12 protein-coding genes and 1 tRNA gene are annotated in these 15,322 nt (G+C 62.4%); 7 read left to right on the top strand and 6 right to left on the bottom strand.

Annotated elements, in window-relative coordinates; translation table 11 throughout:
• The 3 genes from CCD76_RS16330 to CCD76_RS16320 form a co-directional block, all read left to right on the top strand.
• On the top strand, positions 1-218 hold a 218-nt coding region (locus CCD76_RS16330), incomplete at its 5' end, for a hypothetical protein (protein ID WP_218777058.1).
• A 45-nt stretch (positions 219-263) separates the two neighbouring features.
• Positions 264-1,292 (top strand): glycosyltransferase, encoded by a 1,029-nt coding sequence (locus CCD76_RS16325; protein ID WP_256961341.1) that lies wholly within the window; start codon positions 264-266, stop codon positions 1,290-1,292.
• 119 nt (positions 1,293-1,411) lie between these two features.
• On the top strand, positions 1,412-2,362 hold the full coding sequence (locus CCD76_RS16320; protein WP_087720492.1) for a glycosyltransferase family 2 protein: 951 nt from the start codon (positions 1,412-1,414) through the stop codon (positions 2,360-2,362).
• Positions 2,363-2,498: 136 nt separating this feature from the next.
• Here CCD76_RS16320 and CCD76_RS16315 read toward each other — a convergent pair whose 3' ends face one another.
• From CCD76_RS16315 to CCD76_RS16305, 3 genes are all read right to left on the bottom strand, one after another.
• Positions 2,499-3,743 carry a capsular polysaccharide export protein, LipB/KpsS family gene (locus CCD76_RS16315; protein ID WP_179208948.1) on the bottom strand — a complete coding sequence of 415 codons (1,245 nt, stop codon included), beginning with the start codon at positions 3,741-3,743 and terminating at the stop codon, positions 2,499-2,501.
• Between the two features lie 319 nt (positions 3,744-4,062).
• Positions 4,063-5,976, bottom strand: coding sequence for an NAD-dependent DNA ligase LigB (gene ligB / locus CCD76_RS16310; RefSeq protein ID WP_087720490.1), 1,914 nt, complete (start codon positions 5,974-5,976; stop codon positions 4,063-4,065).
• A 224-nt stretch (positions 5,977-6,200) separates the two neighbouring features.
• Positions 6,201-8,321 carry a carboxy terminal-processing peptidase gene (locus CCD76_RS16305; protein ID WP_087720489.1) on the bottom strand — a complete coding sequence of 707 codons (2,121 nt, stop codon included), beginning with the start codon at positions 8,319-8,321 and terminating at the stop codon, positions 6,201-6,203.
• A 190-nt stretch (positions 8,322-8,511) separates the two neighbouring features.
• Between CCD76_RS16305 and CCD76_RS16300 the strand changes: the two genes are divergently transcribed.
• From CCD76_RS16300 to CCD76_RS16285, 4 genes are all read left to right on the top strand, one after another.
• A complete protein-coding gene (locus CCD76_RS16300) occupies positions 8,512-9,828 on the top strand; it encodes a M18 family aminopeptidase (RefSeq protein ID WP_087720488.1) in 1,317 nt (438 codons plus the stop codon).
• A 97-nt stretch (positions 9,829-9,925) separates the two neighbouring features.
• Positions 9,926-10,927: an N-acetyltransferase DgcN gene (dgcN, locus tag CCD76_RS16295; protein WP_087720487.1), complete on the top strand. Its 1,002-nt coding sequence runs from the start codon at positions 9,926-9,928 to the stop codon at positions 10,925-10,927.
• On the top strand, positions 10,921-11,901 hold the full coding sequence (dgcA, locus tag CCD76_RS16290) for an N-acetyl-D-Glu racemase DgcA (RefSeq protein ID WP_218777057.1): 981 nt from the start codon (positions 10,921-10,923) through the stop codon (positions 11,899-11,901). Before dgcN ends, dgcA begins: the two co-directional genes overlap by 7 nt.
• Before the next feature lie 106 nt (positions 11,902-12,007).
• On the top strand, positions 12,008-12,871 hold the full coding sequence (locus CCD76_RS16285; protein ID WP_087720486.1) for a D-amino-acid transaminase: 864 nt from the start codon (positions 12,008-12,010) through the stop codon (positions 12,869-12,871).
• A gap of 120 nt (positions 12,872-12,991) precedes the next feature.
• On the opposite strand, the gene CCD76_RS16280 is transcribed toward CCD76_RS16285, so the two are convergent.
• From CCD76_RS16280 to CCD76_RS16270, 3 genes are all read right to left on the bottom strand, one after another.
• Positions 12,992-13,068, bottom strand: a tRNA-Met gene (locus CCD76_RS16280).
• Positions 13,069-13,442: 374 nt separating this feature from the next.
• Positions 13,443-14,042 carry a DUF4276 family protein gene (locus CCD76_RS16275; protein ID WP_087720485.1) on the bottom strand — a complete coding sequence of 200 codons (600 nt, stop codon included), beginning with the start codon at positions 14,040-14,042 and terminating at the stop codon, positions 13,443-13,445.
• Complete coding sequence (locus CCD76_RS16270) at positions 14,039-15,250, bottom strand: AAA family ATPase (protein ID WP_087720484.1); 1,212 nt, start codon at positions 15,248-15,250, stop codon at positions 14,039-14,041. Before CCD76_RS16270 ends, CCD76_RS16275 begins: the two co-directional genes overlap by 4 nt.
• Positions 15,251-15,322: the final 72 nt, after the last annotated feature.

Raw genomic sequence — 15,322 nt, 5'->3', positions numbered from 1 at the left:
CGTCTACTACGTCCCCGAATGAACGCTTACGGACGCCGTTTGCCGAACTCTACCACCACGAGTCCGTCTCCCGGGGCGCCGACGATACCAGTGCCAAGCGCCTGCGAGCGACCCGGGAGGCGGATTACATGCGCCGCCGGTGGCGCCATCGACTGTTCGACGATCCGGCCTATCACCCCAGTCTGACACTGACTTACGAGGACTTTTCGCTGCGTTGAATCGTCGCGAAAGGAATGACAATCCAGCCTACGAGGGGACTGATCATGAACTATCCGCGCTGGGTGGTTTTGAGTGATGGAACCTGCCCGACCGAAGATATCTACTTCCTGAAATCGGTGGCACCGTGGCTGCAATCACGTGGCATCGAAGTCAAGCGTATCGACACCAGCTACTGGCGGCTGCCGGTCATGTGCATGCCGTGGCTGGTGGGTGAGCTGCGCAATGCCCATATCCTCGTCTGCCGATCGCTCAACGGCGCCTGGATCTCCTGGCTGGAAGACAACCGGCACCGCGTGGCCACCATTCGCTATCTGATCGACGACGATATCGATGCCGCCGCGCTGGACGAGCAATTGCCGGAAACCTACCGGCGGCGCATGGCGCATGTGTCGTCCCACGTGCAGCCGCGCCTGCTGGCGATCGCCGACGAGGTGATCGCCTGTTGCGAGCCGTTGGCGAAGCACTTCAGCCAGCGCCACGATTCGGTCTCGCTGCTGGCGCCATCGCTGATCGCGCCGATGCCCACCCACGATCATTTCATCCAGTCGGCGCCGCGCGTCGGGTTCCATGGCTCACGTGCCCACCTGGCCGATCTCGAGAACATCACGCCGGCCCTGGTCGATATTCACGAACGCAACAAGGCGTTGATGTTCGAGATCATGCTGGGAGGCTTTTCGCCGGTCTCGCTGCGGGGGCTGCAGCGGGTACGCACTCCCAAGCCGCTCGGCTGGCGGGCCTTCCAGCGCTATCGCGACCGGCAGCGCATGCATATCAGCCTGACGCCGATGCGCGATACCCCATTCAATGCCGGCAAGACCTACATCAAGTTTCTGGATAACGCCGCGATGGGCAGCGTGGGGCTCTACAGCGCCCGCTCTCCCTATCGTGAAATCGTCTCGCAAGGCGAAGACGGCTTGCTGGTCGAGGATACGCCCGAAGCCTGGCGTTCGGCGATGCAGCAACTGATCGACGATCCGGCCGGTGCGCGACTCATGGCGCAGAATGCGGCCCGCAAGGCGCTCGACATCGGCAATCCGGAGAAGGCCCGAGCCTTCTGGTGGGTGAGACGCTGACGCTGCGTCATCGAGGCAGAAATTACCGGCCCGACCCGTTCGGATGATGACGGCAAGCGTTCCCGATCTGCGTTGCCTCCGGGCGACGAGAACCTTTGACATTGACAGGAAACTTCACGATGAAACTTGAATTTACCGCCATCACGATGGTTCGGGGAGAAGAAGACGTCGTCTTCGCTTCCTGCCTGCACCACCTGCGATTGGGATTCGACCGGCTCATCGTGCTTAGCCATATCGAGCATGATTTTCTCGGGGAGTGTGTTGCCGAGTTGCGAGAACGCTACCCGGAAAAGGAGGTCGCCTTCGTCGAGATCGAGGACGAGCAGGGCTTCTCCAGGCGCAAGGCAGACTATATCAACGGCGCGCTGGAGCTCTATCTGAAGAAGGATTGCTACAACGTCGTCTACGGCTTCGATGCGGACGAGTTCCTGACCTTCAAGAAGGGCCTGACGGTCAAGGATTTCTACGCGGCGTTCGCGCAGCGTTTTCCGGGCGAGGAGAACCTCAAGCGATTCTACTTCCGGCTGCCGTGGATCAACGTGATCTGCCAGGAATCCATTGCCTATCAGGAAGATCTCGAGGGCAAGCTGCTGGAAGCCGAGTACTGGTCGCTGGGCGAGCAGGCTTCCGATACCAAGGCGCTCTTCGTCTATCGCCAGTCTCATCGGCTCCACATGGGCTATCACTGGTTGATGGCGAAACAGGATGGCACGGTGCTGGAGCCCGAGCCCGAGATCATGGATTTCGCCCGGGAGTGGGAGGCCTGTATCTATCATCTTCCGCTGCGCAGCGTGGAGCAGTTCTTCGCCAGGATCGGCAACTACGTTTCCAGCGCCGCGAAGCAGGAGAAGCACAACCGCCTGAGCCAGTTCTTCATCGATAATCCGCACATCAACCGGCAGCACTTCTTCGAGATGTGTATCGCCCCCGAGCCGAGCTACCCGAGTTACGAAGCGCTCAAGCAGGACATGGGGCCGGCCATCGAGGAGATGGTGCTGATGGCGTTCACCAAATTGATGGTGAAGCCCCGCATCGATATCGGACGGGCGTTGTTGCCGGCCAATCAGTAGGCCGATCTCTCGACGGGGAAGCGCAGCGGCCAGGTGGCATCCACCTGGCCGCTTGCCGTTTCAGGCCCTTGCGATCGAGCCTGGCCTGAGGCCATCGGGTGCAGCAATGCCGCTCGCGCCGAAACGGCAACAGGCGCTAGGAGGCGACCGGGAGGCGGGAATCCCAGAGCAGGCGCTCGATGGGGGAGACGTTCTCGGTCAGGTGGGATACCGCATTGATCACCGCCAGATCGATACCTTCGCGGCTGTAGAAGCCCCCGTTGATCTGGGTCGCGTAGACGACGACCCTGGCAAAACTTCGGAACAGCCGCTTGTCCGGGCCGATCGGATGGCGCCAGAAGTCGTCGAGAGAACTGGGCGAGGTGAGCCCGGGCAGGCGGTAGATGGCGTTGCCGAGCGCGAGCGTGGGGCATTCGTTTTCGAGTGCCATGAGTCCTTCGCTGCCGTTGATCGTCACCAGGCCTGAGGCGTGATCGATCAGCGTACTCAGGTTGCCGCCGGGCAGGAAGACCAGGCGATCGCCGATATCGGTTTCCACGGCCAGCTTGCGCAGGCGACGCCGGTAGCCGGACATATCGTCGGCCGGGCCGATGATCGCCAGACGTGTACGCTCCGGGGCAAAGCGGGCAAAGGAGTTGACGATCTGCTCCACGGCCTTCCACCCACCGGGGTAGGGAGAATGGAAGCGAATTCGAGGATCGCCGTCGGGCTGCAGCGGGAAGAGATAGAACGGTCGGCCGTCACCGAGCAGCGCTTGGCAGCGGCTGGCGGCCTGATGCCGGCCGAGCCACTGCCTCGTGCCTCCGCGATAGCTCACTTCACGGGGCAATCCGGCTTGGCCGCGGGTATGCCAGAACATCAACGGGTTGGCGATCTGTGCCAGACGATAGCCGGCATCATGGACGGCGCGCATGGCAAACGGCTGCGAGAAGGCGCGGGGCGGCGAGGACCGGGGAATGGTCGGGCCGATGCTGTGATACCACTCCGGGTCCTTCGGCAGCAGCGAATGACCATGGGCGCCTTCACGTTCCAGCGTGACCCAGTAGGGCTGGAAGTAGCCCGACTCCAGGACATGATTGCGTATGCCGCGCCGGCGTGCCGCGGGCATCACCGCCTTGTGGGCGGGGCGGCAGTCGTCGAAGGCGATCTGATCAGTAATGCCGTGGCGTCGCCACAGATCGGTGACGAACTCCTCCAGCATAGGCCAGGGATCTCGAAAGGTCTCCGTCGGCTTGCCATGCCATCCGGCCTGGTCGCCGGTGCTGAAGTTGACCTTGACGACCTTGTGGCCATCGTCACTGAGCCGCTGCCCGAGCTGATGGAAAAACGGGGAGCGGGGCCCTTGAAGGAACAGGAAGGCTCGCCTCGCCGGAAACATCATGTCGATCCCTGTCTGTGTCGGACGCTTTGGCGACTCTGCGATGATGCGGGAATCGGCTGTCGTCGACATCGTGGTTGGGAATATGCCTTCAGGATGCATTCGGGAGAGGAACCACGGGCATTGGTGGCGTCGACCCGCCGGTCGGAGGCGTACTGCCGACGGCGTGCCGGTGGCGCCGCCCGGCTCCGGAAGATGCAGGCACGTCTCGACTGTAGCGCGGCCTGACTTGCCTGCCATGCCGCGTTTTCGTGAATCGGGCGGTGGTTTACATCGTATTGGAAAGATGAGGCTTCTCACCCCGTCAAGGTCGTCTGGCAAGTCAAGGCCGTCTGGCAGGAGAAGTTGACAGCGAGGTTGACGATGGCGCTGACGACGGGGTTGACGGCGAGACTGATGAAGATGGCGGCAGGGAGGCCAGCAGGGCGCCGATGGTCGGATCGTGGAAGAACGCCACCAACTGCGCACTACGAGTGGCGCCGATGCCGGCGTACGTCTGCCAGCCCTGTTCGGAACGATCTCGCAAGGCGGCCAGTGGCGCTGCCAAGGCGGCTCGACGCACTTCATCCGGTATCGACGGCAGGCCGAGGGCGATGAGCCATCGCGTCCGATCCCTCCTTTCGGCGGCATGGAAGGCTCCGAGCCACTGCCGGGCGCGGGCTTCCCCGACGCCAGGCAGCGTTTGCAGCTGTGCGATATTCAACTGCCGCCAATCCAGCAGATCATCGACCAGGCCGGCATCGACCAGCGCAGCCCAGCTGGCAGGGCCGATGCCGCTCATGTCCAGGCCATCCTCGCTGCCGAGCCATGCCAGGCGGGCCAGAAACTGTTCGCGACAGCCGGGCATCAATGTCAGGCAGGAGAGCGCATCGTAGCGTTCGGCATCGGGAAGCGTCAGCGCCTGGCGCGGCGTTGCCGGGATGACCACGCGTTCGATCTGGGGAATGGTCGCGCCAGCGAGCGAGAGCGATACCTGATCGCCGGGGCGAACGTCCAGTTCCTGCCAATGCGCCAGCGACCCCAGGCTCACCGAACTGACCTCCCGATCGTCGAGCAGGACGGGATCGAGCTGGGCGATGGGCGTGAGGCGTCCGGTGCGGCCGATCGAAACGTCGATCGCTTCGACCACGGCCAGCGTCTGCGCCGCCGGGTATTTCCAGGCGATGGCCCAGCTCGGCGGCGCTGCCTGCCAGCGCGACCCGGGAGGCCTGTGGCTGCGCTTGATGACGACACCATCGGAGGCGAACGGCAGCGGGGCGTGATACCAGCGGTCGCGCCACTGCACGACTTCCGATAGCTGCGAGACCGTTCGGGTGTATCTGGCCGTGTCGCCAAAGCCGAGATCGGCCAGTTGCTGGAGCCGACGTTCGCCGCTGGCAGGGCCATCCGGCCAGGCCCAGGCAAAAAAGCCGATGTCACGAGCTGCCTCCGCGGACAGCTCGTGTCGGTTCAGCAGCCCGGCCACCTCGGAGCGCGCGGAGACGCCGCCATCCCGGGCCTGTACGTGACCGGGAAGACGAAGATAGAGCTCTCCCTGCAAGGTGACCGGTTCGTCGGTCGGCAGGTGCTGGGGAAGGCTCTCGATCTGCCTGACCTGACGCGTCCAGTCCTGGCCTGTTTCCCCGTCGCCACGGCTGATGGCGGTCTCGAGCTCGCCATTCCGGTACACGAGCGACACGGCAACGCCGTCTACCTTGGGCTGGATCCAAAGCGTCTGGTCCGACTGCCTGGCAAGCCATTCGCCGACGGCCTGGCGATCGGGCAGCTTGTCGAGTCCGGTCTGGGCGAAGGGATGTTCGAGCTCGTCCCGCGGGGAAGCCGGCGTAGGCTGGCGGGATGGCTCGGCGGCAGGATCGAGACCGAGGGGTTTGAGATCGAGGGGTTTAAGACAGTCTCGCCAGCGTTGCCAGCGGCGTTTGGCTTCGTCGTAGACGCCATCGTCAACGAGACGCTCGCCACGCTGATAATACGCCTCGTCCCATGCTTCGAGCTGCCGGGCCAGCGTGGTCAGGGCGTCTTGCTGCCGTGGTCGTGTCGCCCCCGGCGGGCATGATGGGTTTGCTGTGGTGGCGTGACGAGCCGTCTGGTCATCGTCGTCATGAATCGTGTCGGCCTGAACCGTGTCGTCATGAACCGTATCGGCCTGAATCGGGTCGTCATGAGCCGGGTCGGCCTGGGCAAGCCCGGCCAGCCCCAGCCAGACGAGGGCCGCGGCCCGGATCAATATCGCAATCATGGCATCGCTCTCTCGGGTCTTTTAAACGTACAACGACCGGCCGGCGATTTTCTGAATACCGAGAGTTCGGGTTTCGAACCATTAATGCCGTGAGTTGCCACGACCGATTGATCAAAAAAGCCCCGCGAATGTCTTCGCGAGGCTTCGGTCAGGCTGGAGATCGAGCGCCGGCAGCTACGGGTTCACGATCCGGTGACGGTGGGCCGTGGGCGGGACGCAGCCGATCATCCGTTGGACTTCAACTGCACGTAATCCAGCAGGATCTGGGACGTCTCCTGCAGTTCGGCGCGATCGGTCGGGTTCGCGTCTTCGGCATTGGCATCGTCCTTGCCGCTGTCGCTATCGCTATCGCTGCTCTGGTCGCTGGTGTCGGTCTGGTCGTTGCTTGACGTCTCGTCCTGTTCGCGGGCATCGGTCCAGTGATCGAGCGGTTCCATGCCCAGCGCCCTACGACGCTGGTTCTCGAGCGCGAGTTGCTCGGACTCCTGAGCATCCATTTCACGCTGACGCTGCTCCTTGTTGAGGCTGATGCTGGTCTGCTGTTCGCGTAGACGTTTGCTCAGTTGCGCCTGCTTCTCCAGATAGACGAAGTCGGGGTCGTTGGCGATACGCTGCTCATGACGATCCTGGAGCGCTTCGAGATAGCGCCAGGGTTCGCCGTAGAGACGGTACTGCACCGGCCGTACCCGGTCCCAAGGCAGGGCGTTATCCAGCGCGCTCTCCCCGATCTGATCCGGGTCGATCAGGCTGGGGTAGAGAATGTCCGGCTCGACGCCCCGATGCTGCGTGCTTTCGCCGGAGATACGGTAGAACTTGGCGCGGGTCAGCTTGATCTGGCCGTGGCTGAGGTCGCTCAATGTCTGTACCGTGCCCTTGCCGAAGGTGCGACTGCCGAGCACCAGGCCGCGGCCGTAATCCTGGATCGCGCCGGCGAAGATCTCGGAGGCCGAGGCCGACAAGCGGTTGACCAGCACGGCGAGCGGCCCGTCATAGGCGACGCCGGCATCGGTATCGCCGTAAAGATTGATGCGGCCGCGGGCGTCACGGACCTGGACCGTGGGGCCGCGGTCGATGAACAGCCCGATCATCGAATTGGCTTCCTGCAATGCGCCGCCGCCGTTGTTGCGCAGGTCGAGCACGATGCCCTCGACGTTCTGCGCCTTGAGCTTCTCGATCTCCTTGGCAACATCGCGAGTCGTGCTGCGATAATCGGATTCGCCGGCCTGCCAGGCATCGAAATCGACATAGAACGCCGGCACCGTGATGATCCCGATCTTGTGGGGCTGGCCGTCGCGCTGGACCTCTTCCACTTGGCTATGCGCGGCCTGATCCTCGAGCTTGACGGTATCCCGGGTGATTCGGATTTCCTGGGTCCGGGTGACGTCGACGGCCTTGGCCGGAATGATTTCGAGCCGCACCGTGGAACCCTTGGGGCCGCGGATCAGATCGACCACTTCGTCGAGGCGCATGCCGACCACGTTGACCATTTCGCCATCTTCGTCCTGGCCGACGGCCACGATGCGATCCGCCGGCTGCAATACGCCACTCTTGTCGGCGGGGCCACCGGGAACGAGGCTGGAGACCTTGACGTATTCGCCATCGTTCTGCAGCAGCGCACCGATTCCTTCCAACGACAACCGCATCTGGATATCGAAGGATTCCCCCTGTTGCGGAGAGAGATATTCGGTGTGCGGATCGACGGTGCCCGTCACCGCCGCCATGAACAGCACCAGTACGTCCTCGGCGTTGGTCTGGCGGACGCGGTTGAGCTGGTTGGCGTAGCGGTCGTGGAGCGTCTTCTGAATCTCTTCGGCAGACTGATCGCTGAGCGACAGCGTCAGCGCGGCATTTTTCAACCGCTTGTTCCACAGATCGTCAAGCGCTTCCTCGCTGCCCGCCCACGGAGAGTCCTTCCGATCCAATGCCAACCGTTCATTGGTGGTGTAGTCGTAATCCAGTCCCTGGTCGACTTTGTCCACCAACCACTGCAAACGCGCTTCGACGCGATCCTGATAGTGTGAATAGAATGCATAGACACGATCCAGGTCGCCGTTTTTGACAGCGTCGTCGAGAGACGTCTCCAGATCGCTGAAGTTGTCGATATCGCGTCGCAGAAGATAGGCGCGTTGTTCGTCGAGAACATCCAGCAGCCGCTTGAATGCACGCTGCGACCATTCATCGTTGATTTCGACGTCGGCGTAGTGACCGTATTGCAGCGATTCGGCGACTTCGATCGCCGCCTGGCGCTGATCGTCCGTAGGTGTGGGACCGGCCAGCGCCACGACGCTCCATGCCAGCAATAGCAAACACATGGCCGCGTGCCGAGCGGCGACAGTCAGGGTCATCAATGAAGCACTCCCGGTTTCCTGTACACTCTATTCCCTTAGGGGCTGCCATTTGCCGCGCAACCCGGCGCGGCCGAGCATGAAACGACAACAGACCCTGTAGACCACCGGATCCATGAATCTTTTTCAGGTCCGAAACCAATTGTAGCAGTCAGTCCGTCTGACTACAGACCGACATCTGAGGTAAACCATGTCCGACCTTGCAGCCGACACGGCCATCATCGATCGGTTGATCGATTTTCTCCAGTGCTCGCCTTCTCCCTGGCATGCCACGGCCAACCTCGCCGCCCGCCTGGAAGCGGCCGGGTATCGGTCGCTCAAGGAGACGGACGGCTGGCAACTGGCACCGGGCGATAAATGCTACGTCACGCGCAACGACAGCTCGCTGATCGCGCTGCAGCTGCCCGAGTCGCCACTCGATGCGCTGCGCATGGTCGGCGCGCATACCGATAGCCCGGCGCTGCGGCTGAAACCGCAGCCGGCGATCGTCAACAAGGGTTGGTTGCAACTCGGCGTCCAGGTCTATGGCGGTGCCTTGCTGGCACCCTGGTTCGATCGCGATCTCGGTCTGGCCGGCCGGGTGCATGTTCGTCGAGCCGACGGGCGACTGCAAGGGTTATTGCTGAATGTCGCCGAGCCCATCGCGATCATTCCCAGTCTCGCCATTCATCTCGACCGCGAAGCCAACAGCGGACGCGCGCTCAATCCCCAGACCCAGATGGCGCCGCTGTGCCTGCAGGGTGGCGAGGCTCCTGATTTCGATCACCTGCTCAAACAGTGGATCGAGCGCGAGCACGCCATCGAGGTGGCGGACATCGTCGACTTCGAGCTGGGCTTCTACGACGTCCAGCCGCCGGCTCGGGTCGGCATCAACAGGGAAATGATCGCCAGCGCGCGACTCGACAACCTGCTTTCCTGCTTCATCGGTGTCGAAGCGCTGTTGGCTGCCGATGGCCAGCAGGGCGCGCTGTTCGTGGCCAATGATCATGAGGAAGTCGGCAGTGCCAGTGCCTGTGGCGCCCAGGGGCCGTTTCTGGCCGACGTGCTGCGCCGCGTGAACGCGGCACTCGGCGAGCCCGGCGACGAAGGGTTCGTACGGTTGATCCAGCGCTCCCTGATGATCTCCTGCGACAACGCCCACGCCGTGCACCCCAACTTCGCCGACAAGCACGACGCCAATCATGGGCCGTCGCTCAACGCCGGGCCGGTGATCAAGGTCAACGCCAGCCAGCGTTACGCCACCAACAGCGCCACGGCGGCACTGTTCCAGGATATCTGCCGTGAAGCCGACGTGCCGGTGCAGCAGTTCGTGACCCGCGCGGACATGGGCTGCGGCAGCACCATCGGCCCGATCACCGCCACCGAGCTTGGCGTGCCGACCATCGACGTGGGCGTGCCGCAGTTCGGCATGCACTCGATTCGCGAGACGGCCGGTACGCGCGATCCGCAATATCTGGTCCGGGCGTTGACCACGTTCTTCAATCGAGCCGACCTGATGACCGGTTGAGTCTCGTCAGTCAAACTGGCTGATGGCGGTGCAGGATGACGTTCGGTGCCGACCGTTTGCGGGTCGGCTCTTTTCACATTGAACGAGTAGTGATGACATGCTCAAGACTCCCTATTTGCTGTTCCTGGGCGACGTGCCCGATCCGCTGTCCGCCAAGGTCGCCCAGGGCATCCGTGACTGGCGCCCGGAGTATGCGTTAGGGCAGTACCGGTTACCGGGCTGCCAGGCGGATATGAAACTGCCGGATCTCGATATCGAGGAAGCCGTAGCGCAGGGTGCCAGGACGCTGGTAATCGGTGCGGCCAATCGCGGTGGCGTGATTTCCCGCAGCTGGATCGCCGTGCTCAAGGAGGCCTTGGCGGCCGGCATGGATATCGCTTCCGGTTTGCACAATCTGCTGCGTGATGAGCCAGAGCTCGTCGAGGCAGCGGAGAAGTACGGCGGCCGCCTCATCGATGTTCGCGTACCCCAGGTCCAGTATCCGATCGGCGACGGCAAGAAGCGCAGCGGCAAGCGCTGCCTGGCGGTGGGCACCGACTGTTCGATCGGCAAGATGTACACGGCGCTGGCGCTGGATATCGCCCTGCGCGAGCGCGGCGCCAAGTCGAGCTTCCGCGCCACCGGCCAGACCGGCATCTTGATCACCGGCGAAGGCGTGCCGCTGGATGCCGTCATCGCCGACTTCATGGCCGGTTCCATCGAGTGGCTGACGCCGGACAACGACGACGATCATTGGGACATCATCGAAGGGCAGGGCAGTCTGTTCCACCCCTCCTACTCCGGCGTCACCATGGCGTTGATCCACGGCGGCCAGCCGGACGCGCTAATCCTGTGCCATGAGCCGACGCGCACCCATATGCGAGGGTTGCCGCACTATTCGCTGCCGACGCTGGAACAGCTACGCGATACGGCGCTGCCGCTGGCGCAGGTGGTGAACCCGGCGTGCCAGGTCGTCGGTGTCTCGGTCAATACCTCCAACATGGCGGTCGACGAGGCAGACCGGTATCTGGAGGCGCTCGAATCGCGGCTGGGATTGCCGTGTGTCGATCCCTACCGGCAGGGCGCGGATCGGCTGGCCGCGGCGGTGCTGGCATGCTGAAGCTGAGCGTCGAGGAGCAGGTATTTCCGCTCGCCGAAGTCTTCACCATCTCCCGCGGTTCACGCAGCGAGGCGCGAGTCGTGGTCGCGACGCTGAGCGATGGCGCTCATGCCGGCCGCGGTGAATGCGTGCCCTATGCCCACTACGGCGAGTCGGTCGATAGCGTCATCGCCCAGATCGAGTCGATGCGTGATGCGCTGGCGCAGGGCATGGATCGTCTCGAACTGCAGTCGCGACTGCCGGCCGGTGCGGCACGCAATGCGCTCGACTGCGCGTTCTGGGATATGGAAGCCAAGTCCGCTGGCAAGCCGGTGTGGGAACTCGCCGGCCTTGACGCGCCCAGGGCCGAGATCACCGCTTTCACGCTGTCGCTGGAGTCACCCGATGCCATGCGCGAGAAGGCCAGGCGCCACGCCGCTCGGCCACTGCTCAAGCTGAAGCTGGGCGGCGAGGGCGATATCGAGCGCCTCGAGGCCGTTCGCGAGGGCGCACCCGAGGCACGGATCATCGTCGACGCCAACGAGGGCTGGGATCGCGACGCCTACGAACGTCTGGCGCCGACGCTGGTGTCGCTGGGAATCAGCATGGTCGAGCAGCCGCTGCCGGCGGGCCAGGATGCGCCGTTGGCGGAGATCGAGCGTCCGCTGCCGGTGTGTGCCGACGAAGCGTGCCACGACCGCACGTCGCTACCCGATCTGGTCGGCCGCTACGACATGATCAACATCAAGCTCGACAAGACCGGCGGCTTGACCGAAGCACTGGCGCTCAAGCGGGAAGCGCTGGCAAGCGGGTTCGAGATCATGGTCGGCTGCATGGTGGGGTCGTCGCTGTCGATGGCGCCGGCGCTGCTGGTGGCGCAGGGGGCGGCGGTGGTCGATCTCGATGGCCCGTTATTGCTGGCACAGGATCGCGAGCACGGCATGCGTTTCGATGCTGAAGGCATCCATCCGGCGACGTCGGCATTGTGGGGCTGAGCGATCGCTATCATGAACCAGGTTCTGTACCCCGGCGCGGATTCAGCGGAAGACGTAAACATGAAGGCGAACCTGAACGTGAAGACAGACATAGAGACGGCATGAGATGACACAGCGCACGGTCTACGTGAATGGCGACTACGTCGCGGAACAGGACGCCAAGGTATCGGTCTTCGATCGCGGCTTCCTGTTTGCCGATGGCGTCTACGAGGTTTCTTCGGTGCTCGAGGGCAAGCTGATCGATTTCCCCGGCCATATGCGGCGCTTGACGCGCTCGGCGGGTGAGCTCGAGATGGCGTTGCCGTGGGATGACGATGCGCTGCTGACGATCCATCGCGAATTGATCCGGCGCAACGCGCTCGAGGAGGGCATGGTCTACCTCCAGCTGACGCGAGGTAGCGCCGGTGATCGGGACTTCCACTATCCTGGCGCCGATACGCCGCCGACGCTGGTGCTGTTCACCCAGGCCAAGGCCCTCGTCGACAGCCGCAGTGGCCGCGAGGGCATTCGTGTCGCGACGCAACCCGACTGGCGCTGGACGCGACGCGACATCAAGACGGTGCAGCTGCTCTACCCCGTGATGGCCAAGATGGCGGCGACGGCGGCCGGTGCCGACGATGCCTGGATGGTCGAGGAGGGGCTGGTAACCGAAGGAGCATCGAACAACGCGTGGATGCTGACCCACGACGGAGCGCTGGTGACGCGAGAGCTCTCCCACGCCATTCTCCCCGGCATTACTCGTGCCGTCGTTCTGGAGCTCGCCCAGACGCTCTCGTTGCGTGTCGAGGAGCGGGCCTTCAGCGTCGAGGAGGCGCAGGGAGCCAGGGAGTGCTTCGTCACCTCGGCGTCATCGTTCGTTACGCCGGTCGTGGCGATCGACGGTGTGCATGTCGCCGATGGCCGCCCCGGTGAGGTAGCGCGAAAGCTGCGTGAAGCCTACATCGAAGAGAGTCGTCGTCGCGCCATCTGAATCGTGCGGCAGGCCGTGCGAATCGACAGCCTGCCGCACGGGCGGCAATACGGAAAGCCGACGCAAGGCCATACGAAAAAGCCCGCCGATCATGAGAACGGCGGGCTTTTTCGCGATATCTGGTGGCTACGCCCTGATTCGAACAGGGGACCCCATCATTATGAGTGATGTGCTCTAACCAGCTGAGCTACGTAGCCTTCGGGGCAGCCGTGTCAAGCTAACCTGAGTCGCCTGACAACGGTTGCGAATACTACCATAACTTGATGAAACGTCAATAATTTCTTGGGTCTGATCTCGACAAGGCCTTTGGATGGCACCCAGGCGTCTCGAGGGAATAGCGCTTCGGCCAAGGAACGCAAAGCCGCCAACACAGAAGTTTGGCCGATACGTCAGCATCCTAAGGAAATGCTGAATAAATCGACGAGCGAGATGAAGCGCGAGGCGTATGGAACGCAGAAAAGGAGACCTAATGAAGTTAGGCGGATTTTCGAGTACCACGCAACGAAGCGATTCGCTCGCGCAGGCATTTATGCAGCGTTTCCCTAAAGACGGCGATAAGCAATACCCTGCTTCAATTGCCGTTCAAATCTACGATGTTGACTTGCCATTCTTTGCACAGCTTGCGGAATGAACGACTGTTGTCAAATGCTTGTTGCAGGTCGAAATGTGCCGTGAAAGCGGGTTGATCCAGCACTTCGCTGTAGGTTCCGCCCTCCATATTTCGGCGCAGCCAACCCTTCGCGTCTCGCGGCGTCTCTGCATCGACTTGGGCATCAGCCGGGTAGCGGAATCCCCGGCGTCCGTCGAGTGACGGGGCTGCCGCAATGAACCAAGCTTCGTATTCGCGCTTGGCCAATACCACCGATAGGCGCCGGTGCGGCAAATGCTGCCTCGCACGCTGATGGACCTCGGCTGCCAAGGTGGCTGGACAGTCGTCATCGGCGTCCAAAACCACCAGAATCCATCCCTGCTCGCCGCATTTGGCGGCCGCCAGCAACAGTTGCTTGCGGAACTCCTCTTCGCGATTGAGAAAACGGTCCCTGTGAACCCGAATCGGTGGGAGCGCATGCGCGTAGTCACGGCCCGGACGCCATGCATTCAGACGACGCAGCAAAACCGGCAAGGCGTCAACTTCGCCATGGCCCTCCACAATGCTGGCGACTGGGATCATGTAGACTCCATTTCACTGAAAAGATCCCCAGAGGCCGCCTTGTCCTGGCGTTCTATACTGTCTCGGTCGGGTGCCAGTTGGTTCATGCGTAGCAGTTCACCAGCCGAGAACAGATGCTCCCGCATGACTTGGCGTGAGCCTTCGTCCAGTGGCGCAACCTTTGTTTCGCCCGCCTCAGACACGACGGCCAGCACGGCATCCGCGTCGATACTGCGGTCATCCAGGAGGTCTGGACTGTGACTAGTCACAAGGACTTGCGTGGTTTCAGAAGCGCGCACCAATGCCTCGCGAAGTGCGGCGCTAGCTGCCGGATGCAGGGCGGTTTCAGGTTCCTCGATGCCGATCAATGTCGGTGAATAATCCACATTACCCTGTAACAGTGCGGCCAGAACGCCCAGTGCGCGTAGGGTGCCATCGGACATATTTTGAGAAAGGAAACGCCAAGGATGTTTGGAGCCGGCCATGTCCTGACGAAACTCCAGCGTTTCCATTGGCCCAATGGGCTTGCGCTCCACGCCATGTACCATAGGCGCCACGGAGTGTAAATATTCCTCTATCAGCGTCATCTGGGCAGGTGCTACCTTTTCCAAATGTCCGATCACGCTGGCGATGTTCTCCCCGGCAGGCCGCAACAGTCTGCCATCTTGGGGTTTCTGTAATTCGCGCATCAGTTTTGGGTTGAGGTTATAGAAGCCCATCGCGGTCAATGCATCAAATACCGGGCGGAAGTCCGTCAGGCCCGAGGCTGCCACCAATGCCAATCTGTCCGCAGTTACCGAGGGGAAGGTGGTCTCGCTGCTATCTCGAAGCTTGCCTTTCCCGATGCGGAAGAATGGACCCTTGCCGATGCCAGCGACAACGCATTCCTCTCGCTGCACCTCGTAACCGCCATTCTTCAACGCCCCGATAACGAAGCCATAGTGCCCAACTTGGCCGCCTTGCATGACGAACTCGATTCGAAGTGCGAAATGCGTAGGATGACCTCCGCTACGCCGGCGAACCTCGTTGATGCCGCCCCGTTCGTTCAGAGCACTATCCAGTGAATTGGAAAGCGCGTCGCGCACGAAATGCAGGGCATCCATGAAATTGCTCTTGCCCGCGCCGTTGTGACCCACCAAGTAGGTCAGCGGGCGCAGACTCACATCGCAATAGCCGATGCTCTTATAGTTGCGAACGGCGACGCGGCTAATAAAAGGGGGCTGTGTCATGTTTTCTCTCCGCGTCAGACTTTGAACATCTTCGTCACCTAGTCCCTAAGTGATTGATGACCTCTACCGCGA

The sequence above is a fragment of the Salinicola salarius genome, from assembly GCF_002179555.1.
In the GTDB taxonomy this organism is placed as follows: Bacteria; Pseudomonadota; Gammaproteobacteria; order Pseudomonadales; family Halomonadaceae; genus Salinicola; species Salinicola salarius_A.
The sequence above is the reverse complement of the archived record's forward strand: the minus strand, read 5'-3'. Positions and strand labels throughout refer to the sequence as shown.

What these genes read in the sequence shown, in the direction of transcription:
- CCD76_RS16305 (WP_087720489.1), bottom strand. Translation starts at nt 8,321, where the DNA reads ATGACCCTGACTGTCGCCGCTCGGCACGCGGCCATGTGTTTGCTATTG.
- CCD76_RS16270 (WP_087720484.1), bottom strand. Translation starts at nt 15,250, where the DNA reads ATGACACAGCCCCCTTTTATTAGCCGCGTCGCCGTTCGCAACTATAAG.
- CCD76_RS16325 (WP_256961341.1), top strand. Translation starts at nt 264, where the DNA reads ATGAACTATCCGCGCTGGGTGGTTTTGAGTGATGGAACCTGCCCGACC.
- CCD76_RS16300 (WP_087720488.1), top strand. Translation starts at nt 8,512, where the DNA reads ATGTCCGACCTTGCAGCCGACACGGCCATCATCGATCGGTTGATCGAT.
- CCD76_RS16315 (WP_179208948.1), bottom strand. Translation starts at nt 3,743, where the DNA reads ATGATGTTTCCGGCGAGGCGAGCCTTCCTGTTCCTTCAAGGGCCCCGC.
- CCD76_RS16285 (WP_087720486.1), top strand. Translation starts at nt 12,008, where the DNA reads ATGACACAGCGCACGGTCTACGTGAATGGCGACTACGTCGCGGAACAG.
- CCD76_RS16275 (WP_087720485.1), bottom strand. Translation starts at nt 14,042, where the DNA reads ATGATCCCAGTCGCCAGCATTGTGGAGGGCCATGGCGAAGTTGACGCC.
- CCD76_RS16320 (WP_087720492.1), top strand. Translation starts at nt 1,412, where the DNA reads ATGAAACTTGAATTTACCGCCATCACGATGGTTCGGGGAGAAGAAGAC.
- ligB (WP_087720490.1), bottom strand. Translation starts at nt 5,976, where the DNA reads ATGATTGCGATATTGATCCGGGCCGCGGCCCTCGTCTGGCTGGGGCTG.
- dgcN (WP_087720487.1), top strand. Translation starts at nt 9,926, where the DNA reads ATGCTCAAGACTCCCTATTTGCTGTTCCTGGGCGACGTGCCCGATCCG.
- dgcA (WP_218777057.1), top strand. Translation starts at nt 10,921, where the DNA reads ATGCTGAAGCTGAGCGTCGAGGAGCAGGTATTTCCGCTCGCCGAAGTC.